Below are 25,123 nucleotides of genomic sequence, written 5' to 3' on the forward strand. Positions count from 1 at the left end.
ATGTTTCGCGGAGCTTCCTTTTTCCGTTCCGTGCAGGCCAAGCTGATTATCGTCTATATGCTGCTGATCCTGATTGCGATGCAGCTGATCGGCGTTTACTTCGTCAGCGCGATGAAGACGTCGCTGACGAACAACTTTACCAACGATCTCAAAGAGCAGGCCGAACTGCTGTCCGTACTGGCCGGGCAGAACTGGTCGGGCAGCGGGGAAGCGGCCGAAGACAAAGCGGCAAGCCTGCGCACGCTGGTCGACAACTTCTCCAGCATGAGCAGCGGCGAGATCCAGGTGCTCGACGTCAGCGGCCGCGTGCTGATCACGTCGCTGTCCACGCATGCGGATCTGGTGAACAGCAAGAATACCCAGACCGTGGTCAGCCGGGCGCTGCAGGGCATCGACGATAACGAGGAATACATCATCGACGAAGACAATCTGCGCAAGAAAGTCGTCGCCAAGCCGGTGGTCAGCAGCGGCAAGATCGTCGGGGCGATCTATATCGTCGCTTCGATGCAGAGCCTCTACGATACGATGCAGCGGATCAACGGGATCTTTATCTCCGGGGTATTGATCGCGCTCGGGCTGACCGCCGTACTCGGCGTCATTCTGGCTCATACCGTCACGCAGCCGATCAAGGAGATGACCAAGCGGGCAACCGCCGTCGCCGAAGGAAAGTTCCATGTCCGCATGCCGGTATTCGGCAGCGACGAGATCGGCCAGCTCGGCGAAGCGTTCAACCATATGACGAACCGCCTGCAGGGCGTGCTGTCGTTGAACGAAGAAGAAAAAGAAAAATTGGCTTCGATTCTGACCAATATGAGCGACGGCGTGATCGCCGCCGACGAATCGGGCTCGGTTATTCTCGTGAACCGGGTGGCCAGCGCGATGCTCGGAATGCGCGAAGCCGAAATGATCGGCCTGAGCATCTCGGAGCTGCTCGATCTGCCGGAAGAAGACGAAGAACTGCCGTCCGCCGGACTGCGCAGCCTGATTCTCGGCGGCAGCGGCGGTACGCCGGATTCGCCCGGCGGCCCGTCCGGCCTCGGCGACCTGACGATCAAAGCGACGCTAAGCCCGATCCATCGGCGCGAGAGCGGCACGGAGATCGGCGTCAGCGGTACGATCGCGGTGCTGCAGGATATTACCGAGCAGGAGCGGCTCGACACGCTGCGGCGGGAATTCGTCGCCAACGTGTCGCATGAGCTGCGGACCCCGCTGACCACGATCAAGAGTTATACCGAAGCGCTGGAAGACGGAGCGCTGGACGACCGGGCGGTGGCCGGACGTTTCGTTGGGGTCATCCAGAACGAGACGGAGCGCATGATCCGGTTGGTTACGGATCTGCTTCAGCTGTCGCGAATGGATTCCAAGGAAACGTCGCTGCGCCGCAAGAAGACCGATTTGTTCGAACTGGTCGAGGAAGTGACGGAACGCTTTACGTTTCCGCTTATGGACAAAGGCATCGGGATCCGGTTCAAAGCTTCGCCGGAACTCGGCACGGTCGACGTGGACCGCGACCAGATCGACCAGGTGCTGGATAATGTCGTCTCCAACGCCATGAAATACACGACCGAAGGCGGAGAAGTGACTTTGGATGCGTACCGGCTTGAAGAAGGGCTGCGGTATGCGGTTGTCGTATCGGATACCGGGATCGGGATCCCCAAAGAAGAGCTGGGGCGGATCTTCGAGCGGTTCTACCGGGTCGAAAAAGCGCGTTCGCGCGGCATGGGAGGCACCGGGCTCGGGCTTGCCATCGCGCGCGAAATCGTGGAAGCGCACGGCGGGGAAATTGCGATCGAATCGGAACTCGGGCAGGGTACGCGCGTGACCTTTACGCTGCCCGCCTATACGGAAGGAGGCGGCGACAAGTGAAAGAGCGGCTCAAAACGGCGATGCTCACGCTGCTCGTCGCCGTCAGCCTGGTACAGAGCTATCTGCTGATCTACCGGCTGCCGGGTACGGGGTCGGCTGCCGTCTCGTCGGCCGGCTACGTGCGTACCGACGAGATGGGCGAGCAGCAGGGAGTCGAAGATACCCTGTATCCCGACCGGATGCTGATCCATATGGGCAAAGACCGGCATACGATCTTTTATCCCGATTCGGCGTTCTACAAGCTGATTTACGCAAGGATTCAGGCGCGCGACTTCGCCGCGTTTCAGGTGCAGCGTATCTCGGACGCGAACTGGGAGAAGATCGCAGCCGACAATCCCGGTATCGAGCTGTCGTTCGGTACCGGACTGCCCGTGTCGCTGCTGCAAAAAACGATGCGCATCGCCGCGGATCCCGCGTTCGAAACGGCTCTGATCGATCGGATCTGGATCTATACGGGAAGCGGGGAAGAGAAGCCGAGGGCATTCTTCTTCAGCGCCAAAGGCAGCGAAGTGTATGAAGCGAAGCAGCTGGATCTGACCGTGCAGGATGTGCTTCAGCATGTGGCATTCGGCGAAGAATGGATGCCGTACACCCCGCTGAAAAAACATACGCTGTATGTGCCGTCCAAACCAGTCGTTCTGGCCGAAGCGGTGCTTGCGACCGATTCGTTCACCAGCGACCAGATGCAGCGCAACCTGTTCGCCGACCCGGCCGTGACGCGCAACATCCACGAGCAGGACGGTTCGGAGATCTATACCGACAGCAAGCGCAGCCTCCAGATCGAAGACAAAGCCCGCTGGATGACCTATACCGACCCGGCCGCCGCGCCGGCCATGCGGGCCGATGCGACCGAGAGCATGCTGTCGGCCGTCGACTTTATCAATCAGCACGGCGGCTGGAACGGCCGCTACCGGGCGGAAATGGCCCAGATGGTCGATGAGTCGAATCTTGGCGTACGCTTTCAGCAGTATTACGGTTCGCTGCCGATCCTCGGCAGCGGTACCATACGCTACGGCTATATGAATCTGATTCTGCAGCAGGGAACCGTCTCGTTCTATGAACGGTCGCTGCTGGAGACGCCGGAAGCCGGCAAACAGGGGCCGCAGTACACCCTGCCTGGCGGTCAGGAACTGATCAATCGGATTACCAATATCGAAAAGGTACACGGCCAGCAGGTGGTGGATCTCTACCCGGCGTATACGCCGCGTATGAACGGCGACACTCTTCGGCTTGTCCCCGGTTGGGTCGTCGCCTTGGAAGACGGCTCGATCGCTACATTCAGCTGAGCGTGAACGAACCGGCAGGCAGTTCCGGCCGGCGAGAGGAGGAAGCGGACCTTGGATTGGGGAAGGGCGAAAAACGTATTGATCTATGCGTTTCTGCTGCTGAATTTGGTGCTGGGCTACCAGCTCTGGAGCGATGTGCGCGAGCAGCGCGGAGTCAGCCTCGGTTTCGGCTCGCTGAGCGAGAGCACCCAGCGCGCGATGGAGGAGAAGAATATCCAGGTGCTGACGTCCGTTCCGGCCGACACGCCGGCGCTGCCTAAGATTTCGTACCGATATACCCGCCAGGCAAGCAGCAAGCCGGTGCGGCTGGACGTTCCGGCGGACAGCAAACTGATCTTCGCTCCCGGCGATCTGGCCGCGGCGCTGAAAAGCGAGATCCCGGAGATCAGCCAATACAGCTACGATGCGTTTGCCGCAGGCGGCAGCGGGGACGGTTCGTTCACGCTGCACCCGCTGTTCGGCAACCAGTGGCCGCTGTTTAACGCGAACCTGGAACTTTTTTATACGGATCAGAAGATTACCGCTTACCGTGGCGCTCCGGTGGAGATCCAGGATGCGGGCGGTGAGACGGAAGTGCTGCCGGCGCAGAAAGCGCTGGGCACCCTGATCGAGAATTATCTGCCCGAAGGGGCGGTCGTGAAAGAGATCGTGCTGGGCTTCTACGGCCAGACGTTCGACTCCGAGACACAGGTGGCGGCCCCGGTCTGGCGGTTCACGATCGAAAACAGCGCTTCGCCGACGTACAGCGTGTATTATGTACAAGGGGCAAGCGGAGACGTTATCAGTCCTTGAGCAGCAGAGAGAAGGAGATTATCAATGAGTATGGGAATGCGTTTTACCGTCTTGTCCAGCGGATCGACGGGCAATGCCACGGTGATCGAACTGGGCGGCACGTCGGTTCTGGTCGATGCGGGCCTCAGTGCCAGAAGACTGGAAGAGCTGTTTCGCGAGCGCGGCGTGTCGCCGGATCAGCTCAGCGGCATACTGGTTACGCACGAGCACTCGGATCATGTCAAAGGCCTGGGTGCGCTTGCGCGCAAATACAAACTGCCGATTTATGCGAACGAGAAGACCTGGGAAGGCATGAAGAAATTCGTCGGCCAGATCGAACCGAACCAGCGCAAGGTTCTGGAGACCGGGGCGGCCGTTGATTTCGGTTCGCTGCGCGCCGCTTCGTTCGGCATCTCGCACGATGCGGCGGAGCCGGTCGGCTATACGTTCGACGACGGGATCAACAAGCTCAGCCTGGCGACCGATCTCGGATATATGAGCGACCGGGTCAAGGAATCGATCTACGATTCGGATGTACTGGTACTGGAATCGAACCATGATATCGAGATGCTGCGCATGGGCCGGTATCCCTGGAATATCAAACGGCGGATCCTCAGCGATATCGGCCATTTATCCAACAATGCGGCGGGAGAAGCCCTCGGCGAGCTGATGAACGGACGCTTGAAGCGGACGTATCTGGCCCACCTCAGCCGCGACCACAATATGCTGGATATCGCAAGAATGACGGTTCGCTGCTCGATGGAAGACAGCGGCGTCTTTTTTAAGGACAGCGAATTCGAACTGCGCGATACGTACTGGAACATGCCGACGCCGTGGGACGAAGTCGGCAGCAAAAGCGGCGAATAAACGGAGCGTCGGCGGGCAAGCAATCGGTTTAATGGATAGGGACTATCGGCATCGGAACAAACGTCCGAAGCTGCCGCTTCGCCCATCCGGCTCGGCCGGAACCGGGCTTGCGGCAGACGGTTGGCATAGATGGAAGGAAGGGTGACCATGAGCCTGTTTGACGACGAGTATTACCGCGGCAGCGGCAGCCGCAAAGGCTTCAGCGAACAAAGCCCGCGCCGCCGGGGACGTTCCGGCGGAAACGGATACGGGCGGGGAACGCGCGGCGCCGCTTCGGCTTTCTTGGGAGCGGTGATCGGTTCGCTGCTGACCGTGCTGCTGCTGGGCGGAATCTTTGCGGCGTTCGTGCTGCCCCGCATAGGCGGAACTTCGCTCGCGTCGGCTTCCGCTTCGACGGATCCGTATGATCGCATCGTGCAGGCCGCGGCTTCGGCCCGTCCTGCGGTGGTCAGCATCGTCAACCACCGAACCGCCGGAGAACTGACCCTGGAGAGCGCCGCTCTCGGTTCGGGGGTCGTTTTTGAGAAGCAGGGGAGCAAAGCCTACATTATTACCAATCATCATGTCGTCGCCGACGCCGAAGAACTGGAAGCGGTGCTGATCGACGGAACCCGGCTCAAGGCGAAAGTGATCGGTTCGGATATGATCACCGATGTGGCCGTGCTGGAAGTCGACGCCAAAAAAGTCCGGAGCGTCGCGGAGATCGGCAATTCGGATCAGCTCGACCTCGGCGAGACGGTGATCGCGCTCGGCAATCCGCTGGGTCTCGGCGATACGCTGACCTCGGGTATCGTCAGCTATCCCAAGCGGATTATGCCGGTCTCGCTCAATGAAGACGGCGTCTACGATTGGGAACAGCAGGTCATTCAGACGGATGCCGCTATCAACGAAGGCAACAGCGGCGGCGCGCTGGTCGATCTCGACGGCCGGCTGATCGGCATCAACACGATGAAGATCGCAAGCACCGGCGTCGAAGGCATTGGTTTTGCTATTCCGATCAATCAGGTCATGACAACGGTCGACGAACTGCAGAGCAGCGGGCGGATCAGCCGGCCTTATCTGGGGGTCTACTCGCTGGATCTGAGCAATCCGTACTCGCCGATGGCCGAAGACCAGGTCGATAAGCTGAAGCTGCCGAGCAGCGTGGAGAAAGGCGTGGTTGTGCTGGAATCGCTCGGACCCGCCAAAGAAGCGGGGATCAAGCTGAACGATGTCATCGTCGGCTTCGACAACCAGTCGATCGATTCCACGCTGATGCTGCGCAAGTATCTGTACGGCTACAAGAAGATCGGCGAGAAAATGACCATCAGCTATTACCGCGACGGCAAAAAGCAGAAAGCGACCGTGACGCTTGGGGAGCGTCCGGAAGCGGGCCAATAGACCGCTTCCTGCCTCGCGGTCCATGTATTCAAATCCAATAACCGGGAGTGTCCTTCATGTACTGTGTATGCAAACAACATATCGAAAATGCGCTTGAACAATTTCTGGACGAATACGAAGAAGCGCCGGATCTGGTGAATCTGCAGGAGACCGAATTTTCGGACTGGGATCCGCCGCTCAAATGCGCGCACTGCGAGGAGCCGGCCATCGTGCTGGTTGTCTAGACGGAATTTGTCCGGAGACAGGCTTGAAATCTCATACCATACGACCGACCGACAGGCCGTCCGCATGATCCGGCACCGCCGGGTCCGTGGACGGTTTTTCGGCTTTCGGAACGAAAGGGAGCTTTGACAACCGATGATCTTCCTTTTTAGCTACGGATTGACCGCTCTGATCCTGCTGGCCTTTGCGGTCAGCTACATACGCGACAAGCGCCGGATTCGCGTCGGCATGCTGCTGACTTCGGGGCTGCTCCTGCTGGCCTTCTCGCTGATGATCAGCCTGCTGCAGGCCGCCAACGACAATGACACCATCATGTACGCCGCCGCTTTCGGCGCGCTGGCCTTCGTGGTTCTGCTGCCGCTGCTCGTGATCGGAACAGGCGCAGGTTTGATCTACAATGCGCGCATTTTATGGAGAAAAGAAGGATTGAAGCCCAAAAACCTGCTAACGCTGGGCCTGGGCCTGCTGATCTTTGCATTCCTGGGGGTGCTGATCTCTTCGCCGCTGTGGTCGCCCCATGAAGAATTAGCGCTGCCGATCGCGCTGGCCACGACGATTGCCGGCTATCTGGGCTTCGTGTTTCTGTGCTACCTGGTCTCCTGCGTCCTCTATAATCTGGTACGTCCGCGCGTGCCGCGCGATTATATCGTCGTGCTCGGCGCGGGACTCAAAGGCGACCAAGTCACGCCGCTGCTCGCCGGACGGCTGAAGCGCGGGATCGCTTTTTACCGGAAGCAGGAAGACCTGCTGTACGTGCCGCCCGTATTCGTCGTCTCCGGCGGCAAAGGCTCGGACGAGATGATCTCCGAAGCTGCCGCCATGCGCAATTACCTGCTGGAACAGAACATTCCCGATTCGCAGATCCGGATGGAAGACCAATCGGTGAATACGCTGGAGAATATGGCTTTTTCCAAAAAAATCATGGACGCCGAAAGCGGGGAGGGGAAGTATACGTGCGTGTTCGCGACCAACAACTTCCACCTGTTCCGGGCCGGCGTCTATGCGCGCAAAGCGGGGCTGAAGGCGGACGGAATCGGAGCCAAAACGGCTTTCTATTATCTGCCGAACGCTTTTATCCGCGAGTACGTCGCCATCTTGTCCATGTACCGGAAATGGCATCTTATTCTGCTCGGTACCGTGGTCGTTCTGTTCGGCTTGATGGCACTCGTCCTTTGGTGGTCAAATCGCTCGCTTGGCGTCTAATTTTCGAATAGGTCGATTGTTGGCGCGAAAAAGAGTACACTAGAGAGAGAAGAAATTCGAGTGGGGTGAGCAAAAGCATGGCAGACGAAGAAGTAGTAGTACTGACTCAAGAAGGATTCGACAAGCTCCAGGCGGAGCTCGACGACCTCAAATACGTGAAACGCAAAGAGCTGGCCGCGCGCATCAAGCTTGCGATCAGCTACGGCGACCTGAAGGAAAACAGCGAGTACCATTCGGCCAAGGATGACCAGGCTTTCATGGAGACGCGTATTATGCAGCTGGAGAAAATGCTGATCAAAGCACGGATCGCGGATGCGAGCAGCGGCAGTTCCGGCATTATCGTCGTCGGATCGAACGTGGTCCTCAAAGACATCGAGTTCGGCGACACGCTGGAATACCAAGTGGTCGGACCGGCCGAAGCGGACGTGGCGGATGGCAAGATCTCGTACGAAAGCCCGCTCGGCAGAGCCTTGATGGGCAAAAAAGTCGGCGAGAAGATCAATGTCGACGCGCCGATGGGCACGATTCATTACGAGCTGCTGGAAGTTAAAGGTTCGTAAGAAGCGGCGTGCGAGCGTCCGGGGCATTCAGGCTTGAGTAGATAGTGGAATGGAAAGAAGACGGCTGACCGGCGGATACGCGCGGGTGCCGTCTTTTTGTCGTGCGGAGGGACGGGGAGACAGGCGGCGGAAGACTGCCTATTTTCCTTCGTTCGCGCCGTCCGGGCTGTCGTATAATAGAGGCAGACGCATATTACGAACGGATAACGGGAGGACTTATGTTTATTCAAATCATCGGAGTCGGCAAGCTAAAAGAAAAATACCTCGTCCAGGGCATCGCGGAATACAGCAAGCGACTGACGCCTTATTTGAAATTGCAGATCGTCGAAGTGCCCGACGAGAAAGCGCCGGACAGCTTAAGCGAAGCGGAAGTAAAGATCGTGAAGGACAAGGAAGGCGAGCGCATCCTGAGCCATATCAAGCCCGACGCCCACGTGATCGCTCTGGCGCTGGACGGCAAGATGTGGAGTTCGGAAGACTTGGCCTCCGAGCTCGACCGGCTGGGCACCTACGGCAGCAGCCATGTCGTCTTCGTGATCGGCGGCAGCCACGGCATCAGCGACGACGTCCTGAAGCGCGCCCAGCAGAAGCTGTGCTTCGGGCGGATGACGCTGCCGCACCAGCTGATGCGGCTGGTGCTGGTGGAGCAGGTGTATCGGGCGGTGAAGATTAATCGGGGGGAACCGTATCATAAGTAGGGCGAAGTTTCGTGCTTTACGCAGAGAAGTTATAGAAGGTTTGTGAACATAGAAAATAAGCTTGTTTGGTGTTGACTTTAATATCAACATACTATATCATGTATGTCAAAAGGATGATGAAAATTGAACGAGTTTGGAGAAATGCTCAAAGAACTTCGTAAAGAGCATAAGATTAGTCAACGCAAACTCGCTGATATGATTGGCATTGATTTTACCTATATCAGCAAGATCGAGAGTGGCTCTATGGCTCCTCCTGCAGAAGATAAAATAATAAGGATAGCCGAAATTTTTAATGAAGACTCTGATCGTTTGTTGATAGCAGCCAATAAGATACCTAGCGAGCTTCAAAAAGTCATTACTGAGATTGAAGAGGTTCCACTGTTTCTTCGAAGTGCACCAAAGCTATCGCAAAACCAGTGGAGTCAGATCCAAAAGATTATTGATGAGTCCAGTGACGATAAGGAGTAGATGCAATGGCTAAGGTTCCTTATATCTCTTCAGAAGCTATGGAAGACATAGCATTAAACATACTCACTGCTTACGAATTTGATTTTGAAGATGTGGTTTTTCCGAAACCGACTCCGATTGATGAAATCATCGAATTTCATTATGATCTAGATGTCGCCTGGGAGCCAATCGATCATTTTGATCCAGAAGGAAGTGTGATGGCTGCCATCATCCCTAGCCAAAAACGAATCATTATGAATGAGAGTCAGAAAGATCTTTTTGAAGAGAAGATAGGGACAATGAATTTCACCATGGCTCACGAGTTGGGTCACTGGGTGCTTCACGTAGATGACAAGGATAACTTGCAAACTGCATTGAGCTTAAAGGAGAAGCAAGAAGTTTTCTACTGCAGAAGTCATTCTATGCGCTCTCCAATCGAGCAACAAGCCGATATGTTCGCAGGAGCTATACTTATGCCGAAACCAGTGGTTGAGAAGTTTATTGGTCGTTTTAAAGCAGCGAGAACCATAGAGATGGGACAACTATACATGTTGGCGAACTGTTTCCAAGTATCAATTAGCGCGCTCTGTGTTAGACTTGACCGTTTGGGGCTACTGTACGTTCATAAAGGAAAGGTATACAACTCAAGAAGTGAATATGAAGGACAGATAGCTTTTGATTTTTGAGCTATCTCTCTTTTTAGATATAGTGTAGAGTTGATTATCAACGCAACATTGAAAGGAGGTGAGAATCTTGGCTAGAAACGGAGCTAAAGGCAACGGAAGAGTTGGTGCTGTGAAAGGTAGAAGTCAGTTTAAAGCACCTAATGGCAACTGGGTGAAGAGAGATACTTCGACAGGCAAATTTATGGATCAAAAGACGAGCAGCAGTAAACCATTTAAAGGTGTAACGAAGGAATAACGGAAAGGGAGGTGTTTTATCTTGGCAGGCAGACATGAAGTTTTGTGTGTGAACAAAAGAGATCGTTACAATCCGCATGAGAAGATTACGAGTATTGGCGGTAAAAATCAAGACGGAACAAGGTGGAAAGTTTCTCAGGAAAGTGCTATTGAAGGCATTGAAAGCGGAAAGTGGAGCTTTTTCGTTAGTAGAGGAGGACGTACTGTAGACGTAATTGTTGCTCTTAGCCGTTATGGAAATAAGTATTTGAAAACAGAAACCGATGGGGAAAATCCAAATAACCTCCTTAGTCTGGCTGAATGTCCACTCTAATTACTTTGCTATTCAGAAAGGGAAATCGTTATCGTTTATAGTACAAGCAAAATACTTGTAACAAAGCGAACCCCTCCTGCTAAGTTATCAGCAAGAGGGGTTACGTTTAAAAAATGCTTCTGAGCTTCTTCATTAAGTGCTAATTCGATCCGATCCACTCTTTTTCTCTCATCCAAAGTAATCCGCTTCACAATCAAGTGAAGCAACGTCTTCCGCTGCACAAAAGGCGACTGCCTCAGCAACTCCTCAAACCTCTCCATCAAGGAACGTACAAATTCGTAAGGAATCGGCTCCGACTGATCGTCTCGAACCGCCGCCTCCAGTTTCGACCTTCGCCTCAGCTCTACATCCAGCTCCTCATTCAGTTCTTTAAGCCGTTCACTGAACAGCGTCCGATCAATCTCATCCATCTCGTATAGCTCCAGGTACTTCCGTTTCTTCTCCTCCAGCTTCTCAATGCGAGACTTTACAGACGAGAGTTCAATTTCTTGCGCTGAAGGAACTGGACTTTCTCCCACAGCTCTTCGGAAATGATCGCCGGGTGCAGCCCTTCCGCGATAATCTCGTTATCACTCTGGCCCCGCCGTCGCTTTTCGGACCAATTCTCGTAGCGATTATAGCGGATCTTTCCCACGAACATGGGATTGGTCACGATGTTCTTGATGGCCGTCGTAGAGAATGGCTTTTTCCGCTTTGTCCGGTGGCCTTCCTGGTTCAGCTCGTTGGCGATCGACTTGAGGCCCCGGCCGCCAGCATACATTTCGAAGATACGACGCACAAGGCTTGCCTCTTCCTCGACAACGACTACTTTTGTATCGCGACCATAAGGATTACCGTGTTCGTCGACTTTCTGGATCTTGTACCCGAGCGGAACCTGCCCGTTGTGCTTGCCGGTCTTGGCGCGCTGCTTGTGGCCCATCTTTACGTTCTCTACGATCGTATTGCGCTCGAGTTCGCCAACGGCTCCCATCATCTGGAGCGCGAAGCGGCCCATCGGAGTGCCGGTCTCGAAGTTTTCCGAGAACGAGCGGAACGCCACGTTGTTCTTCTCCAGCAGATCGACAATGTGAAGCAGGTCGATGTTCTTGCGCGCCAAGCGGTTGAACTTCCAGACGACCACCTCGCTAAAGCGGCGCTCCTTGGCGTCGCTTAGCATTCGCTGAAGTTCGAAGCGGCCGTCCATGCTCTTGCCGCTGACCCCGCGATCCACGTACTCGTCGAAGATGACCTTGTCGTAGAGCTTGCAGTAGTTTCTGAGCGTGTCGAGTTGGGCGTCGATCGAGTAGCCGTGCTCGGCCTGCTCCTCTGTGCTGACGCGGGCGTAGATCGCTACGCCGGCTGTGTTTTCCATACGGACTCACTTCCTTTCTCCGGAATACCTGCGACATTGAGGTTAGCAATCGCGGCCGTTCCGTATAGGGTGGAATTTTTGATCTGGCGATCACTGGGTACCACAATCTTCTCGATTATGGTTTTCAGCAATTGCTTCTGCTGCTCGGGCATGGCTTGGCGGAAAAGAGACCGGAACCGACTCAGCGCGGTTTTTACTTCTTCCAGGTTAGGGCCATCTGAGCGGAGGGAGGAGGTTTGTCGCTCCAGCTCGGCCTTTCGCAATATCAGCGGCTCGGAAGCCTCATCCAGACTGTGCAATTTTTCTTGAAGATCCTCTTTGCTGAGGTAGTCCTCTTCGAACAGCTCGAAGCAGCGCGTTTTTCGCTGTCGAAGTGTTTTCAGCTCCTTCTCCAACTCGGACAGCTCGCGCAGAAGATCGGAAAGATTTTTCTGGTTGTTTTTACCGCGAATCGCTGAGCAGAGCTGGCTTGTGATCTCTTCGCCGGAAACCAGCCTTTCGATCTGCAGGACTACCCAGCGTTCTATTTCGTCCGCCGGAACGTGATTGGCTTTGCAAGCCGCAGCGCCTCGGTTATGGTATCGTCCGCATACATAGTAGTGCCTGACGAGCAGCGCTCCGCTTTGTCGCTGCCGTTTGCTATGGATGGGGATCATTCCGCTGCCGCAGCTCGGACACTTGAGCAGGCCGGGCAGAAGATACACCCGCTCCGTCTTTTTGACCGACGGCTTGGAGCGCTTTTTCAGCTGGAGTTGAACTTGATTCCACAGCTTGTCGGAAATGATAGGAGGGTGTTCGCCTGCTACAACGTGCTCTGTAAGCTTCCCCTTAGATTTTCCCGGCTCCTGAGTTCTGTACTTGATCTGTCCAATGTAGTTCACGTTTCGCAGAATATTGCGTACGCCGTTCACGCTGAACAGCCGACTTTTCTTAGTCCGGGTTCCGGACTTGTTGAGCTTGTTGGTAATGGCCTTGAAGCCGAGTCCCGCAGCGTACCACTCAAAAACCTGCCTGACGACCGAAGCCTCTGCAGGCACGATTTCTGCTCTGGCATTATTTGAGCGGCTACCGACGGCTTCCCAGCGGTAGCCGAGCACGAGGTTGCCGCAGTTCCACTTCCCCTGCTTGCTGCGATGACGTAGACCCAGGCGCACATTCTCCGCCGTCTGCTCGCGCTCGAACTGGTCAGCCGCCCCGCGCATCTGGAGCAGAAAAGTGCCGATCGGCGTATCCGGCGGCATTTCCTCGGTCAGGCTGTGCATCCGAATGCCGAGAGACTGGAACAGTTCGGCCATCTGGAGGAAGTCCTGCAGGTTCCGCGACAAGCGGTTCATCCGCAAGAAGATGATCTGACCAAACGCTCCCTGCTTGGCGTGGTGAAGGAGATCCTGCAGCGCCGGGCGTCCCGTAATCGACTTGCCGGAGATCCCTTCGTCGGCGTACAGCTTGTAGACGGGGATGGCGTGGAGCGTGCAGTATCGGAGCAGCTCCTCGCGCTGAGCCTCCAGGCTGAACCCCTTGACCTGTTCCTCGGAAGATACCCGGATGTACAGTGCGGCGGGAGGCTTGGCTTTCATCGCGTTGTCCATCTAAGCTGCCCTATCGTCGACATCCTCGCTGGAAAGCGTCTCGGGATTGGCCTCGATATACTGGCAGACCATATCGGAGAGAATGTCGACGAAATGGGAAAACTCTGCGTTTGCGGTAGGTGTGTCCATAGGTTGTCTCCTCCTGAGTGGATAGTTTTTTTCTTTACGGTCACATCAAGCCTCGTTCTTTCATGCTGGCAAAGCGGTTCTCGCCGAGTACAAGGTGGTCAAGCAGTTCGATGCCCATCAGCGATCCAGCATCCCGAATCCGCTCGGTCAGCTCGACGTCTTCGCGGCTCGGATCGGGGAGGCCGGACGGATGGTTGTGGCAGGCGATGATTGACGCGGCATTCGCCATGATGGCCAGCTTGAACGTCTCTCTCGGGTGCACGAGGGAAGCGTTCAGCGTTCCCCGTGACACCTCATGCAGAGCGGTGGGCTGGTTCTTGGTATCCAGCGTCATGATGCAGAAGACTTTTCGATCAGAGTCGCCGATGAACTGTCGGAACAGCTCGGCGGCTTCTCTCGGACTGCTGATCTTTCGCTGAGGATACAGAATCGACGGTTTCTCTCGTACCATTTTCAGGCTGAGGCACTGGATGCGCTTGGCGGGTGGTTTCTTAGGGTTGGGCATGTATACTCCTCCGTTTGCTGATCGAATAGGCAGCCGGTTACTCGGGCTGTACGTAGGTATAATATGAGTCCGACTTTTCGTTCAGTTCCTGGAGGAGTCGTGTCACTTATCGGGGCGCTTAGGGTACGAGCGACACCGTATATTTCCTTGAGTTATCTGGGCTCTCCGTCTTTCGGGTCGCTGTGGCGCTTTCTTCGAATCTTTTTTGGCACACTAGGGGGGGAGGGGTTCTCTCTATCTCTTTTTCTATCTTTTTCTTCGAAATAAGTGTCCCAAGCGCCACGGGTTAGACAAGATCCCAGGCAGCCGTTGGGGAAATGGAGTGGCACCTATGCTTTTGAAGTGTCCCGCAAGCGTCCCAAGTGTCCCAGAAAGCCAATAGGTAGTAGCAACTTCTTTATGAGGTTATTCAATATCTTTAATATCTGTAATCGTAGTGAATCCTGTCCGCGAATCCGTTGTCTGCTGCGATAGCTGCTTTAGTCTGACTCCCTCCAGCCCGCGAATGCCTCCCGACTTATAGCGGTTTACGGCTATGTTTTGACCTCGAAGGTTATTTTCGATGGCATTGAGGAGACGCTGGTTATTCATTGGATTGGAGATATTGGCACTTGTGCACCAACTCTGGTAGCGGACCGCCATGTCGCGATTCGGTATCCGATCGTCAGGCTTGCCGACCTCGATGTTGTCCTCGATGAAGCGTTCGATCGGATCGAGGTCCTTTCTGTAGTCGTCCAGCGCTTGTCTGGCAGCTCTGGAATTGGAGAATCGGAACTTGTTTTTCTGCAGGCGTCGAAGCCCTCTCAATGCAAAGTTCAGGATGCCGGGAAGCTCTTTGTTCAGCTTAGCGGCGAGATGAGGATCTTGCTCCTCTTCCCTGAATATGCGATTGAAGGGGAGGACGATCAGGCGCCGTGTAAAGCCGTGGCTCTTGTCTCTGGAATAAGGAAGGTTGTTCAGCGCCAGAACCAACTTGCAGAACGGCTGGTAGGAAAATCCTGGCCCGTACTTAACTTCGACTCGAATACTGTCTCCTGCTACGACGGACTTGAAGAACTGCGTGTTCAGGCCTTTTGAGCCGACCTCGTTCTCCGTAGAGAGGAGAAGCGACTTGTCGACGAGTTCCGAGCGCGCAAATGCTTGGTCCAGGTCACTCAGGGTCAGGTTTGTAACGTTCTTCTTGCCGACGAGCTGCTCCAATACGCCAGCCAATATGCTTTTTCCGTTCGCCCCTTGTCCGTAGAGTACGAAAGCCTTCTGAGCCTCAACTCCTGAGGTGAGGCAGTAGCCAAACATCTCTGCGGTAAGGTCGATCAGTTCCTGATCGTTGTTGTAGATTTGTGCCAGAAACTGATCGAAGCGCGGGCAGGCTACCTTCGGATCATAGTGAATCGGAATGCGAATGGTCGAGTGAAATTCTGGCTTATGCCGATAGAGCTTGAAAGGTCTTCTCTCTGGTTCTCTTCGTTTGTTTCTCAAGCTGAGCATTCCGTTCTCTAGATTGAGCAAATTTCGCCGGCTGTCCATTCTGTCTGCGGTTTCGGCCTCCAATTCCAGAGCTTTTAGGTAAGCTTCCTCCGTTATCGGTCTCCAAAAGTTTGCTACGTAGCCGTTCAGGATGTCGCGCAGCTTACGCCGGAGCTGGTTATCGCTAAGGGCGTTCCAGACTCCGTCGTCGTATAGGTAGAAGCGGTCCCCCTGTGTGTGCACGAGCTTGAGGCGATGTTCGACGACGTGTCGGGCAAAGGCGTTCGGGTTGAGCCCCGTTGGTCTTCCGCTGTTAGGATTCAAGATGAACCCTACAGTGGAAAGGTTTACTGAAGGCAGCGGAGCTGCCTTTTTACGGGGAGTAGCAAGAAATTTGGCCGGGCTGTTTGTGATCTGTCCTTTTTCGTTCTTGCGCACATTATTCCGAAAGCAGAGGCCGATCTGCATATCATCGCAGCCTAAAGTCGTGCAGCGCGTACAGCCTTTCGGAGGATTCGCTGTGATCTCGCTTATACGCCGCTCGCTTCCCGCGTCGTGCTTGCCTGAGGCCCGAGAGAAAGCCAGTGCAGCTTGCGGATTACCTGAGGCGGAAAGCAGGGAGATCCATTTGTGCCACCGCTCTTCCGGAAGTCCGCCCTGCTGCTGGATGCTCCAGTCTTTCGCGAAAAGCGAGCAGGAGGATTGCAGGATGCCCAGTTTAGGATCTTCGGCGGGCACTTTCTTACGCCGGTTCTGGTTTCGATCCAAGTAAGCGGGAAGTTCGGCTAAGCCTTTCGTATGAATTGCGGTGGTTTTATCCATTCGTAGTAGCCTCCGTTTCTGTGTTTGGAAGGGGGAAGAACGGTGCAGCTGTGCTCTCCCAGTAAGAGAAGTTCTGAGTGTTGGGCTTCCGGATTCGGATCTGAAATCGCGTATTTTTGAACGGCATAGTCTTTCGGAGCGGCAAAGAGGTAGCGCATCCCCCCGCCGGGGGTGGAGAACTGCCAGGTGTCGGGCAGTTCTCCTTTGCTGAGCTCTTCTAGCTTCCGGCGTCCGAAATCCCCATCCAGGTCAATGGCTACGAATCCTTGCTGTTGTCCGAGCGCCATTCCGATGTTGGCCTGGGGCCACTTTCTGAACCACTTCTCGATTTCAGCGTCCGAAGGAATGCCGGCGTTTTGCCAGCCTCGGATGAGAGGCCGTTTACCGGGAGAGCGGCAAACTTCGATATGTCTAGCGCTCATGCCGGCGTGATCAGCAGGGCACATTGGAATAATATGGAACCCTGCGTGAGCGTAATCTTTGGCTTGTTCTATCATTGAGCTTGCAGCCCTGTCTGAAGGTCAGGGGATTTTTTCAAGCTATACATAACGTTTTCTTCGAGTCCAAAAAGCTCTAGGTTTTGGTGATGTCTGTATCGTTGCTTCACCGCTTCGTCGCCCATAACCGCAATGTCAGTGAGGTAGTAGAAGTCATCTACACGGCCGATAATGCCCGATTCTTCTAGAAGTCGTTGCTTGATACCCTTACGAATTTTTTTGCGTTGTTTTTTTGTGAAATCCTTCAAACTAACTGTATACGCAAGGTCTCTCATAGAGAATATCTCAGTCTCGTAGACCACGTTCTCTGAGTCATACAGGCCATAATGGCTAGCAAAGCTGTTGAAACGAAGACAAGCTTCGACTTGAGCTTCCTCTCTTGCCGTCAAGTTGTCCATATCTTCGAACTTCTGTCCATCAATGCCCGTAAGCTTAAATTCGAGCGCAAAGCTCAGGTCTACATCGGCTGCCGTTTGTTTCTCGAAACGCTCTCTAGCGGCTACTGCCTGTTCTCTGTAAGCCTCGTTCATTTCGTCGCTGAAGCCGCCTCGTTCCACGAATAATTCTTCTTGATCTGGTCCAAGTAAATTTTTCATTTTTATTTCCTCCATGTGTTATGAGATAGGGGGGCGAGAAGGAAAAGCCTCTCGACCACGCCTTCGCTCCTAGACTTAATCCAGAATATCTAAGCCTAAACACTATTTTTTATCGTATGAAAACAATCATGATAGTTTTCATGGATAGGGGAGCAAGTCCTCGCGGATAGCGTTTTTGATAGAAAAAAAGAAAATTTCATATAATTTTCAGAAAGAAAAAACAAGGCATAGATAGGATTCTATGCCTTGTTTTATTAACTTTATGAGGAATATACTGTAATATCATGCTGTCTATTTTTCTTATACTCCTGTAATCAAGAACTTCTACGTTTCGATAACGCAATAAATCCGAGAACGATGATAACTATTGTGATCGACCAAACGGGATGGGTTTTGATAAAATCGAGTGATAGCGATACAACAAGATAAGCGACTGTAAGGCTACCGGCTGCAGTAGCAAGAATCCCGTAGAGTCCGAAATAAGTGATAGAGAATAAGCGATTTAAAAGAATGAAAAAGACAATCCCTAACACGATGGTTGATACAGTTACCATGTATAAAACTTCCTCTCATGTTTCTTAAGTTTGAATTTATTCAATTCGCAGGCTGCAGAAATTCTTTGTCTACATACTTATAAATTTCGACGAGTCCCTGCGATCCGTAGGGAGCGACCAGTTGGTTACCATCGAGCACGATATAAGATTGAGCGCCAGTGGCCAGGTCCTGAGTCATAGGGTCTACTTTCTCTACGTTTGCAACATCGGTGTAAGAGAACACCCATACGGCTTCGTCGATCAGCGAATCTCCGGCGGCCAGAACCAACTCGTCTACGCCGTCGCCATCGAAGTCGTGAAGGGCGGCTTGGATCGCATAGCCCGTATTCAGCTCGCCGTAATCGTCGAACGCGCCGGAATCTTCCGCGCCGGAAAGGTCCAGCGGTCGAGCAATGGAACCGGACGGGAATAGGAGAAGAACTTTCACGCCGTTCGGGCTGTCCTGGCCCAGAATTAGCTCGGCTTCCGTACTACCGAAACGAACAGGCATCGAAACATCCGGATCGCCCGTTCGCCATTCTATATTCGGAAGCATACTTCCGTCGGCGGCTCGGATCAGGTCGTCGCTCTGCGGGGCATCTCCGGCGACTTCGTCTTCATGGTCTTCCATTTCTTGACGGTTCAGTTCTTCGTTCTGAGGAGGCTCTTCCTCTGTTTCGGTTACTGACGAAGCCGCTCCACTGTCTTTAATCGGCTCCGTACCTTCCAGCGCGTTTTCTTTCTCTGTGGAGGACGCTGCTTCTTCAGATGCACCAGCTGACTCAGTCGTCGTAGGCTTTTCGGAATCCGCTTCTTTGAGAGAGCCAGTTCCTTCTTCCATTTCGTTGGTCTTACTTACAGCAGTAGGGGCGCTGTCGACGGGTTCTTCTTTTCCGCAGGCGGAAACTACTGCCAGAGCGAGCACCGTAGGCAGTAGAAAAAGCTTTTTCATTTTGGGTCTTCCCTTCTTGATTGCGAATTTTGATGCTTGGGAACTGGTTACAATCTCCTATTTTCCTAACTCGTTAGGTAGGATATGCCTATTATAATAACTTAAAATTACTATAACAACAGTTTTTTGTAGTTTGGAAATCTGGTTTCCCTTTTCAAATCTTTACTACGCATAGTGGATAAGAGGGGGTGAGACTTGTCGGATTAGCTCAAACTCATCGGGGCACGGATTAAGCAGATTCGTAACGATCGGGGACTGTCCCAGGCTGGGTTGGCGGAGCTTGCAGGCATGCAGGATTCCTACATAGGCGGGGTGGAGCGTGGAACCCGAAACATCTCGATCAACTCGCTGCATAAGATCATGCCGGCGCTGGACGCCGAGCCCATCGACGCATTCAGGTTCGGAGAACTCGAGCATACAGATTGGGAGCTCGAAAAGCAGCAGGTGTTGGGCATTCACTTGGCGATGCTGCAAGAGCGTAGTTTGTCCGAGGTGAAGCTCGTAGAGCGTATGTCGCGGGACATGTTCCGCACGTATGACGAAGAAGAACAAGAATAGAAAATACGAGGCGAGCAGACGGAGTAATGACCGCTGCTCGCTTTTTTGATCTGCTGCGCTCCATGCTCCTACTCGAGCATCTTGCGGAGCAGGCCTTTCAGCAGTCGACGTTTCTCTCCGCTTCGTCGCGTCGGTACAGCCACGGCTATAGAGAGCGAGAAAGAGCTTTTGTGCTCTTTCTTCTTCTCCATACGAACAAGAACGTTGGATGCGCCCGAGTTCTTTAGTTCGATCTCCTTCCATGTGGCTAACGTCCGTTCGAGCTTGGGAATAAGCATTTCCTCTTCGGGCATTTGGCGCTCCTTTCTAATACAAATTTCTATTGGCTAAGATAACTTTCTATCTATGCGAGCGTTCGGGATAAGTCGATGGTACAGGTCAAGCCTCCTTTCTATATCTAGGGTTGATGCTCACGCTTACGTCACTGTATTTCGCGTAGAAGCGCATATCTCTCGTCGCTTGGTTGGCCTGCTGAGTGAAGCTTTCTCTCAGACTGTCATCCTCGAACTCGAAGAAATCTCTTTTCTTCTGCGTTCCGAACATGGCAATCAGAGCGTAGTGGTAGCTGGCGGGGTTGCAGATGTTGCCGGTTCCCAGTGGAAGGGCACCGACTATTTCGCCTACCGTAAGCGTATCGGGAAGCGGTTCTTTTCGATCTAGCGAAAGCAGCAGGCACGCGAAAAGGACGTCGGCATTAGCTTTGCCCGAGATTTGACTGAGGTCGTAGTTCGTGCAGGCAGCGCTCTCCCAATCAAGGTCAGGAAACTCAGGCTCGACTGTCGGCCCCGATCGCCCAATCACGCGAGAGAGCGTATTACGGTTGCCGTAGGCTTTGAGAAAGCGGCCGAGCTGCAGCGGAGCACGTTCCCCTAGGTTGGTCTGGAGCTTGGGGAGGAGCTGGCGGAAAAACTCGGTGTATCGCTCCAGGTGACCGTAGTCGTAGTTTTCGGAAACTTCTTTCTCGTCGTGCTCGATTTCCGCCAGCAGATCGCTCATGGCGCAGAGACGGTGTGTGTCGACGAGCTCGATCGTTCCGGGGCTTAGCAGGTGGCACAAAAAGGCGGCAACGTCGAAGCCGACGCTGCCGCTGTCTCCAAACTTGTCTTTCCAGAAGTCGAAGATACCGGCCGGATTATCGGGAGGGCTTTCGACAAAATTCGACCAGTTCTGTATAGCGATGATTTCGAGCTTTTTGTGAGCGTAAGGCTTGTCTCTTCGCTGCCAAGCTCCGCACTGCCAGGAAAGCGTGGACTTCAAGTTGGCAGCGTCTACCGACTTCGGATCGGCAAAGGCCGTGCGCCATTCGTTCAGGGGTCTTTCGGGAAAGCGGGCGTAGGGGAAAGGCGAAAGCTGTTCGTCGAGTCGCTCCCAGATCAGCCGGGCCAGAAATTTCTTTTGGTTCTCGTTAAGGGAAAAGGACATGGGAAACTCTCCTCAATAAATGTATTTTGGAACAGGAACGGAAAACGGGTGGCATGGTGCACGTGGAATAGGGACGATTACGGAGTGTTAAGGTGGACGCACGGGTGGTGTAGACGCGGAGGCATGGGCCTAATTGGACGTACGGCTATTCGAGAAACGGATCTTCATACTGCACGTGGAAAGGAGCGGCGAGTTCGCTGACCCAATGGATCGCGGAGGGAAGGTCGCCGCCTTGGAAGATGGGAGTGTCGTTGAACGCCTCGTCTTCCCAGAGAAATTCGGCCTGTTCGAGTTCCCGGTTCACTCGGAAGCAGTAGGTGTTGCCGTCGGTGTATTCGTTCGGTCCGTCGATCAAGTTGTTGGTGCGGAGAACGAGTCGGACCAGGTGAGTGGGTGGGAGCAGAGACAGGGAGAACAGGTCGCTATCGAAGTGGATGTCGCGGGCGTAGGCGGGGAGGAGAGCGGTTAGCGTGTCGGGTGTAAAGGGGAGGACCGATACCAGCATGAGCCAGATGTTGTCGCCTCCATTTTCGAAGCCGAGGTCGGTTTCGTCTTGCTCGAAGAGTTCTTTTAGACGCTTTAGGATGAGATCGTTGTCGGTAGGCGCTAGACCGGCTTTTTGGCGCAGCCACTTTTCGATTGTCTCGTCGTGGGAGCCGGCCATTGTGAAGAAGGTGGTCATGTAAGAGTCGTTGTAGGCGACTCCGATCATGTAGGCCGTGCCGGTCTGATCCGGAAGTTCGATGGCTTGGACGTATTCCGGTGTGCAGCCGAGAAGTCCGCCGTTTTCGCGGCTGAGGCTGACGAAGGAGAGGTCGTGGAGGTTGTCACCAGGTTCTAGAATGATAATCGGACCGTAGTGATCGAGAGTAAAGAGAATGTCTTCTTCTGGGCTTTGGTTGGAATAAAGGTGGTTAAAATGGGTTTGGATACGAGGGAGCAGGGTAGGGAAGAGCTCAGTAGTGGAGAGAGTGAGGATGTCTTGTTGAGTTTGGATAATTTTCATCTAAATTTTAGACCTCCTGTAATAAAATTCACCAAATTATAAACGTTGTATATACAACGTTATCTAAAATGGATATATCTAATTCTTTTTTTAATTTAATTTCTTGAAATAAGGCTGAGTCTGTGCAAAGCCTTTCTTTATAGATTGTGTCTTTGCAATGAATAGAAGTAACAACCAGCCAGTCATCTTGAATTGAAATTTTAAAATCCAATCTACAAGTTGTTAATTCGTTCACTAAATTCTGTTTAACATATCTTGCTACCTCATTAATCAATTTGTCGCTCAAAACTGCTTTTACAGCATCTGTAACTTTCATCTTAGAACTAAAACAAAACATAAATAACTCCTTCCAAAATAAAAAGGCAATTGCATGTAAATGCAACCGCCTTTTGCTTATTTCAAAACATTAAGTTTATCCAAGGTATTCATCATCTTATTCATGATTTCAGACATTTCTTCCTTAAAGTTATACATTCGGTTGTAACCTTCAACAATTTGTTTTTGTTTAAGCAGATCTGGCCTTCCTTCCTGATCAACTGGAATTGTAATAGTAATTCTTTTTACCTTTCCGACATGAGCTTCATTCTCTCTATTAAATCCACCTAACCTGATTAGATTCTCTGCTAAGAAGAACCAAAGGTATTCAATGTCTAGCTCTTCATTTAATACTTCAATGATACCGCGGTTTTCAGTCCCATAAAATGGCGAGTCATGTAAACGTACATCTCTTGCGGCATCACCTTTTATATTCCATGTGATAACCCTTTTAGGAGAGGAAGTTATCTCAGGATTTTCAGTTTCCTCTGTTAGTTCATTCTCAAAAAGGATCGGACGAATTTTCTCATCATACATAAATTCCACTGGCCCACTTACTTGTGAAGAATACAATGGATATTTTCCTTTATGTGTTTTTGCATAACGAATTGTTGGCTGAAATTCAGGAGTATAGATCGAAAAGAAATTTTCATTCCCTAATTCAACTTCAATGCTATTATCTAAAGAAAATAGCTCGCCGAGTGTAAGATTTATATTACTGATTTTTTCTTCAAATGTAGATTTAACTTCTTGTAATTCTCCAATACATTCACTAAAGGATAGCGTTTCATCAACATCGTTATTAAAGACATCAAAAAGCTTCGACCAATTTTTAGACGAATTAAAGTCAATTCTGTTTACGAAAGCACATTTTGGGTCTGTTGATTCGCCAGCCAATCTTTGTTCCCAAGCAGCTTCCATGGAAAAAAGATCATTTTGCTCAATAGGGACTCGAAATTGATCTCTTGATACTCCGATTTCGTCAACTTTATAGAGCATAACTTTAGAATACTGATTTTCAGGAACTTTTCTCTGAAAGATGACAAGGGAAGTTTTCCAACTATTATTTTGAAAAGTTCCTATTGGGAGAGAAACGATTGCTAGAACATCGGCTTTTTCTTTAATAATGTCTCTAGTTTTTGTATTAACATTTCGTAGTATTCCGTCTGGAATAATTACAAACCCCATTCCAGGGTTTCCTTTTTCCACCTGACCTAAAATGTATTTCAAAAAACTGCTTTGGATACCCAATCCTGTGTCATTATAAAATCTATCCATTCCCTCTAAGGCTTGAAGGCTTTTGTTAATTTCAGATACTCCACTGCTAAAGAATGGCACGTTAGCGAAAACATAATCTGCTTCGTGCTTAACAACAAAATTTTGAGGATTGTTTCTATCCTTTTCTAATTCAGAAAGTGTTCCTGTACCATTACGATCTGTATACAGAAAAGAACTATTGATTAAGGTGTTTATAGCGTCAATGTTTGCTGGACTTGTATCTGAAGCTATGACATCAAGCAGGTGAAGAACCATGTTTGCTTTTGCTAAGGTAATCATCTCTTTTGATTTATCGATTCCTAGTCCTTGGAAGGTCTGATGAGAAAAATTAAAAGGAAAATTGAGGCCTTCAAGAACGAAGCCACCTACACCGCAGGCGGGATCAATAATTGTTGCAGTTGGAGATGGATTAGCCATTCTCCAAATACTTTGTATTATATTTCTTGGGGTTAAATGTTGACCATTTTTGATCTTACCTTCGCGGTTCGAGGAGCCAAGAAAAGTCTCCATGACTCTTCTTTTAAAATCAGGATCTAGCTGCCTTTGAGCTATATTTCCAAGTGCATCTAAATCTTGCAAAACAGATTTAAATGTTGTTTCTTGAGCACTAAATGCGAATAACTCCATGTTTATAACGCCGGGCTGCCCATTTCTATGGCTAGGGAAAATATTTTCGGCGATATGCCTTCTGACAGTAGTACGATAGGTATTTAAAGATTGCTCAACGTCAGCTTTTTTTAAAGTTTGAAGTTGATAATCTCTTGGCAGTATACTAGCGTCAGAAATCCCTTTATAGACAAGTAACTCCACAAAAGTAGAAAGGCAATTGTGCGCTTGTTCCCCCGTACAAACAAAAATCTTTTGCCAAAGTTTCTTAATGATATTCGCGTTATCATCAAGCGGGTTATGATAATCAGCTGGGGGACTAATTTCAAATTCGTTATTGGTAGGCTGACGTCCTTCCAAGATAGCTCTAGAAAACACCTGGAGGTCTTCTATTACACTTATATTTTCACCCGATACAACACGCGAACCAAAAATTGATACTGGAAACCCATTTTTTAAAGTATTAATTTCTATTAAAAGGTTTCCATCTGTTTTGAAAAATGTCTTAACTCGTTCTCCAGCACGAGCAATGAAAAAGCGGGTTTCTGGTAAAGCACTAATATAATTATCTTTTATTTGCTGGATGGCTGAATCCATCTGACTATCACGATCTTTATCTTCGATTCCAATTAGGATTTTTTTTGGAACATCTCCAACGGTAATAAGTTGATCGGGTTTCTTTTGGCTACTTAAGCAAGAGAAACCTTCTATTTTTAGATTGTGGAATGAAATATCGTTGCATTTGTATAGACGAATAGATTTTGATTCGTCTACTAAAAGACTTGGTATTCCTTGAGAAATGCTTTCAGCCATTTAAAGTCTCCTTTGTATTTTTAATAAGTTATAAAATAAATCACAGGCATTTATCTTTAGCACAATGCTGTGCTATTTTTATTCTAACTGTTTTAATACATTTGTCAAGCAGGGCACATTTTTGTGCCATTTTAAATATCATAAGATTTAA

28 protein-coding genes are annotated in these 25,123 nt (G+C 51.5%); 14 read left to right on the top strand and 14 right to left on the bottom strand.

Annotation, left to right across the window (positions count from 1 at the left end; all coding sequences use genetic code 11):
- From walK to HOP44_RS15475, 13 genes are all read left to right on the top strand, one after another.
- The gene (walK, locus tag HOP44_RS15415; RefSeq protein ID WP_172254880.1) at positions 1–1,866 is read left to right on the top strand and encodes a cell wall metabolism sensor histidine kinase WalK; all 1,866 of its coding nucleotides are present in this window, start codon (positions 1–3) and stop codon (positions 1,864–1,866) included.
- Positions 1,863–3,152: a two-component system activity regulator YycH gene (locus HOP44_RS15420; RefSeq protein WP_172254881.1), complete on the top strand. Its 1,290-nt coding sequence runs from the start codon at positions 1,863–1,865 to the stop codon at positions 3,150–3,152. The genes walK and HOP44_RS15420 overlap by 4 nt, the downstream gene beginning before the upstream one ends.
- Positions 3,153–3,203: 51 nt before the next feature.
- Positions 3,204–3,944: a two-component system regulatory protein YycI gene (yycI, locus tag HOP44_RS15425; protein WP_172254882.1), complete on the top strand. Its 741-nt coding sequence runs from the start codon at positions 3,204–3,206 to the stop codon at positions 3,942–3,944.
- Between the two features lie 30 nt (positions 3,945–3,974).
- Positions 3,975–4,790, top strand: coding sequence for an MBL fold metallo-hydrolase (locus tag HOP44_RS15430; RefSeq protein WP_172255304.1), 816 nt, complete (start codon positions 3,975–3,977; stop codon positions 4,788–4,790).
- A gap of 147 nt (positions 4,791–4,937) precedes the next feature.
- Positions 4,938–6,170 carry a S1C family serine protease gene (locus HOP44_RS15435; RefSeq protein ID WP_172254883.1) on the top strand — a complete coding sequence of 411 codons (1,233 nt, stop codon included), beginning with the start codon at positions 4,938–4,940 and terminating at the stop codon, positions 6,168–6,170.
- 56 nt (positions 6,171–6,226) lie between these two features.
- A complete protein-coding gene (locus HOP44_RS15440; RefSeq protein WP_172198939.1) occupies positions 6,227–6,394 on the top strand; it encodes a CxxH/CxxC protein in 168 nt (55 codons plus the stop codon).
- Positions 6,395–6,527: 133 nt separating this feature from the next.
- Positions 6,528–7,595: a YdcF family protein gene (locus HOP44_RS15445; RefSeq protein WP_172254884.1), complete on the top strand. Its 1,068-nt coding sequence runs from the start codon at positions 6,528–6,530 to the stop codon at positions 7,593–7,595.
- A gap of 77 nt (positions 7,596–7,672) precedes the next feature.
- Positions 7,673–8,155 (top strand): transcription elongation factor GreA, encoded by a 483-nt coding sequence (gene greA, locus HOP44_RS15450; protein ID WP_172254885.1) that lies wholly within the window; start codon positions 7,673–7,675, stop codon positions 8,153–8,155.
- A 218-nt stretch (positions 8,156–8,373) separates the two neighbouring features.
- Positions 8,374–8,853, top strand: a complete 480-nt coding sequence (gene rlmH / locus HOP44_RS15455; RefSeq protein WP_172254887.1) for a 23S rRNA (pseudouridine(1915)-N(3))-methyltransferase RlmH — start codon at positions 8,374–8,376, stop codon at positions 8,851–8,853.
- A gap of 123 nt (positions 8,854–8,976) precedes the next feature.
- Positions 8,977–9,321, top strand: coding sequence for a helix-turn-helix domain-containing protein (locus HOP44_RS15460; protein WP_172254889.1), 345 nt, complete (start codon positions 8,977–8,979; stop codon positions 9,319–9,321).
- Between the two features lie 5 nt (positions 9,322–9,326).
- Positions 9,327–9,986, top strand: a complete 660-nt coding sequence (locus HOP44_RS15465) for an ImmA/IrrE family metallo-endopeptidase (RefSeq protein WP_172254900.1) — start codon at positions 9,327–9,329, stop codon at positions 9,984–9,986.
- A gap of 67 nt (positions 9,987–10,053) precedes the next feature.
- Complete coding sequence (locus HOP44_RS15470; protein ID WP_172254902.1) at positions 10,054–10,221, top strand: hypothetical protein; 168 nt, start codon at positions 10,054–10,056, stop codon at positions 10,219–10,221.
- Between the two features lie 21 nt (positions 10,222–10,242).
- A complete protein-coding gene (locus tag HOP44_RS15475) occupies positions 10,243–10,533 on the top strand; it encodes a DUF3892 domain-containing protein (protein WP_172254904.1) in 291 nt (96 codons plus the stop codon).
- 35 nt (positions 10,534–10,568) lie between these two features.
- Here HOP44_RS15475 and HOP44_RS15480 read toward each other — a convergent pair whose 3' ends face one another.
- From HOP44_RS15480 to HOP44_RS15515, 9 genes are all read right to left on the bottom strand, one after another.
- Complete coding sequence (locus HOP44_RS15480) at positions 10,569–10,943, bottom strand: hypothetical protein (protein ID WP_172254906.1); 375 nt, start codon at positions 10,941–10,943, stop codon at positions 10,569–10,571.
- Positions 10,944–10,999: 56 nt separating this feature from the next.
- On the bottom strand, positions 11,000–11,884 hold the full coding sequence (locus HOP44_RS15485) for a recombinase family protein (RefSeq protein ID WP_172254908.1): 885 nt from the start codon (positions 11,882–11,884) through the stop codon (positions 11,000–11,002).
- Positions 11,863–13,473: a recombinase family protein gene (locus tag HOP44_RS15490; RefSeq protein WP_172254910.1), complete on the bottom strand. Its 1,611-nt coding sequence runs from the start codon at positions 13,471–13,473 to the stop codon at positions 11,863–11,865. Before HOP44_RS15490 ends, HOP44_RS15485 begins: the two co-directional genes overlap by 22 nt.
- A complete protein-coding gene (locus HOP44_RS23015; protein WP_281367805.1) occupies positions 13,474–13,602 on the bottom strand; it encodes a hypothetical protein in 129 nt (42 codons plus the stop codon).
- A 40-nt stretch (positions 13,603–13,642) separates the two neighbouring features.
- The gene (gene radC, locus HOP44_RS15495) at positions 13,643–14,107 is read right to left on the bottom strand and encodes a RadC family protein (RefSeq protein ID WP_172254912.1); all 465 of its coding nucleotides are present in this window, start codon (positions 14,105–14,107) and stop codon (positions 13,643–13,645) included.
- A 405-nt stretch (positions 14,108–14,512) separates the two neighbouring features.
- Positions 14,513–16,396 (bottom strand): DNA primase family protein, encoded by a 1,884-nt coding sequence (locus HOP44_RS15500; protein WP_172254914.1) that lies wholly within the window; start codon positions 16,394–16,396, stop codon positions 14,513–14,515.
- On the bottom strand, positions 16,360–16,893 hold the full coding sequence (locus HOP44_RS15505) for a bifunctional DNA primase/polymerase (RefSeq protein ID WP_172254916.1): 534 nt from the start codon (positions 16,891–16,893) through the stop codon (positions 16,360–16,362). Before HOP44_RS15505 ends, HOP44_RS15500 begins: the two co-directional genes overlap by 37 nt.
- Positions 16,890–17,489, bottom strand: a complete 600-nt coding sequence (locus HOP44_RS15510) for a hypothetical protein (protein WP_172254918.1) — start codon at positions 17,487–17,489, stop codon at positions 16,890–16,892. The genes HOP44_RS15505 and HOP44_RS15510 overlap by 4 nt, the downstream gene beginning before the upstream one ends.
- A gap of 594 nt (positions 17,490–18,083) precedes the next feature.
- Positions 18,084–18,974: a prolipoprotein diacylglyceryl transferase gene (locus HOP44_RS15515; RefSeq protein ID WP_172254920.1), complete on the bottom strand. Its 891-nt coding sequence runs from the start codon at positions 18,972–18,974 to the stop codon at positions 18,084–18,086.
- Positions 18,975–19,202: 228 nt separating this feature from the next.
- Here HOP44_RS15515 and HOP44_RS15520 point away from each other — a divergent pair, with 228 nt between their 5' ends.
- Positions 19,203–19,532 (top strand): helix-turn-helix domain-containing protein, encoded by a 330-nt coding sequence (locus tag HOP44_RS15520; RefSeq protein ID WP_343059934.1) that lies wholly within the window; start codon positions 19,203–19,205, stop codon positions 19,530–19,532.
- 68 nt (positions 19,533–19,600) lie between these two features.
- On the opposite strand, the gene HOP44_RS15525 is transcribed toward HOP44_RS15520, so the two are convergent.
- The 5 genes from HOP44_RS15525 to HOP44_RS15545 all read right to left on the bottom strand — a co-directional run bounded on the left by HOP44_RS15525 (position 19,601) and on the right by HOP44_RS15545 (position 24,972).
- Positions 19,601–19,825 (bottom strand): hypothetical protein, encoded by a 225-nt coding sequence (locus HOP44_RS15525; protein ID WP_172254922.1) that lies wholly within the window; start codon positions 19,823–19,825, stop codon positions 19,601–19,603.
- An 85-nt stretch (positions 19,826–19,910) separates the two neighbouring features.
- Complete coding sequence (locus HOP44_RS15530; protein WP_172254924.1) at positions 19,911–20,954, bottom strand: hypothetical protein; 1,044 nt, start codon at positions 20,952–20,954, stop codon at positions 19,911–19,913.
- 145 nt (positions 20,955–21,099) lie between these two features.
- A complete protein-coding gene (locus HOP44_RS15535; RefSeq protein WP_172254926.1) occupies positions 21,100–21,960 on the bottom strand; it encodes a hypothetical protein in 861 nt (286 codons plus the stop codon).
- A gap of 28 nt (positions 21,961–21,988) precedes the next feature.
- Positions 21,989–22,297 carry a hypothetical protein gene (locus HOP44_RS15540; protein WP_172254928.1) on the bottom strand — a complete coding sequence of 103 codons (309 nt, stop codon included), beginning with the start codon at positions 22,295–22,297 and terminating at the stop codon, positions 21,989–21,991.
- Positions 22,298–22,353: 56 nt separating this feature from the next.
- Positions 22,354–24,972, bottom strand: a complete 2,619-nt coding sequence (locus HOP44_RS15545; RefSeq protein ID WP_172254930.1) for an N-6 DNA methylase — start codon at positions 24,970–24,972, stop codon at positions 22,354–22,356.
- Positions 24,973–25,123: the final 151 nt, after the last annotated feature.

The organism is Saccharibacillus deserti (genome assembly GCF_013618475.1).
Taxonomy (GTDB): Bacteria; Bacillota; Bacilli; order Paenibacillales; family Paenibacillaceae; genus Saccharibacillus; species Saccharibacillus deserti.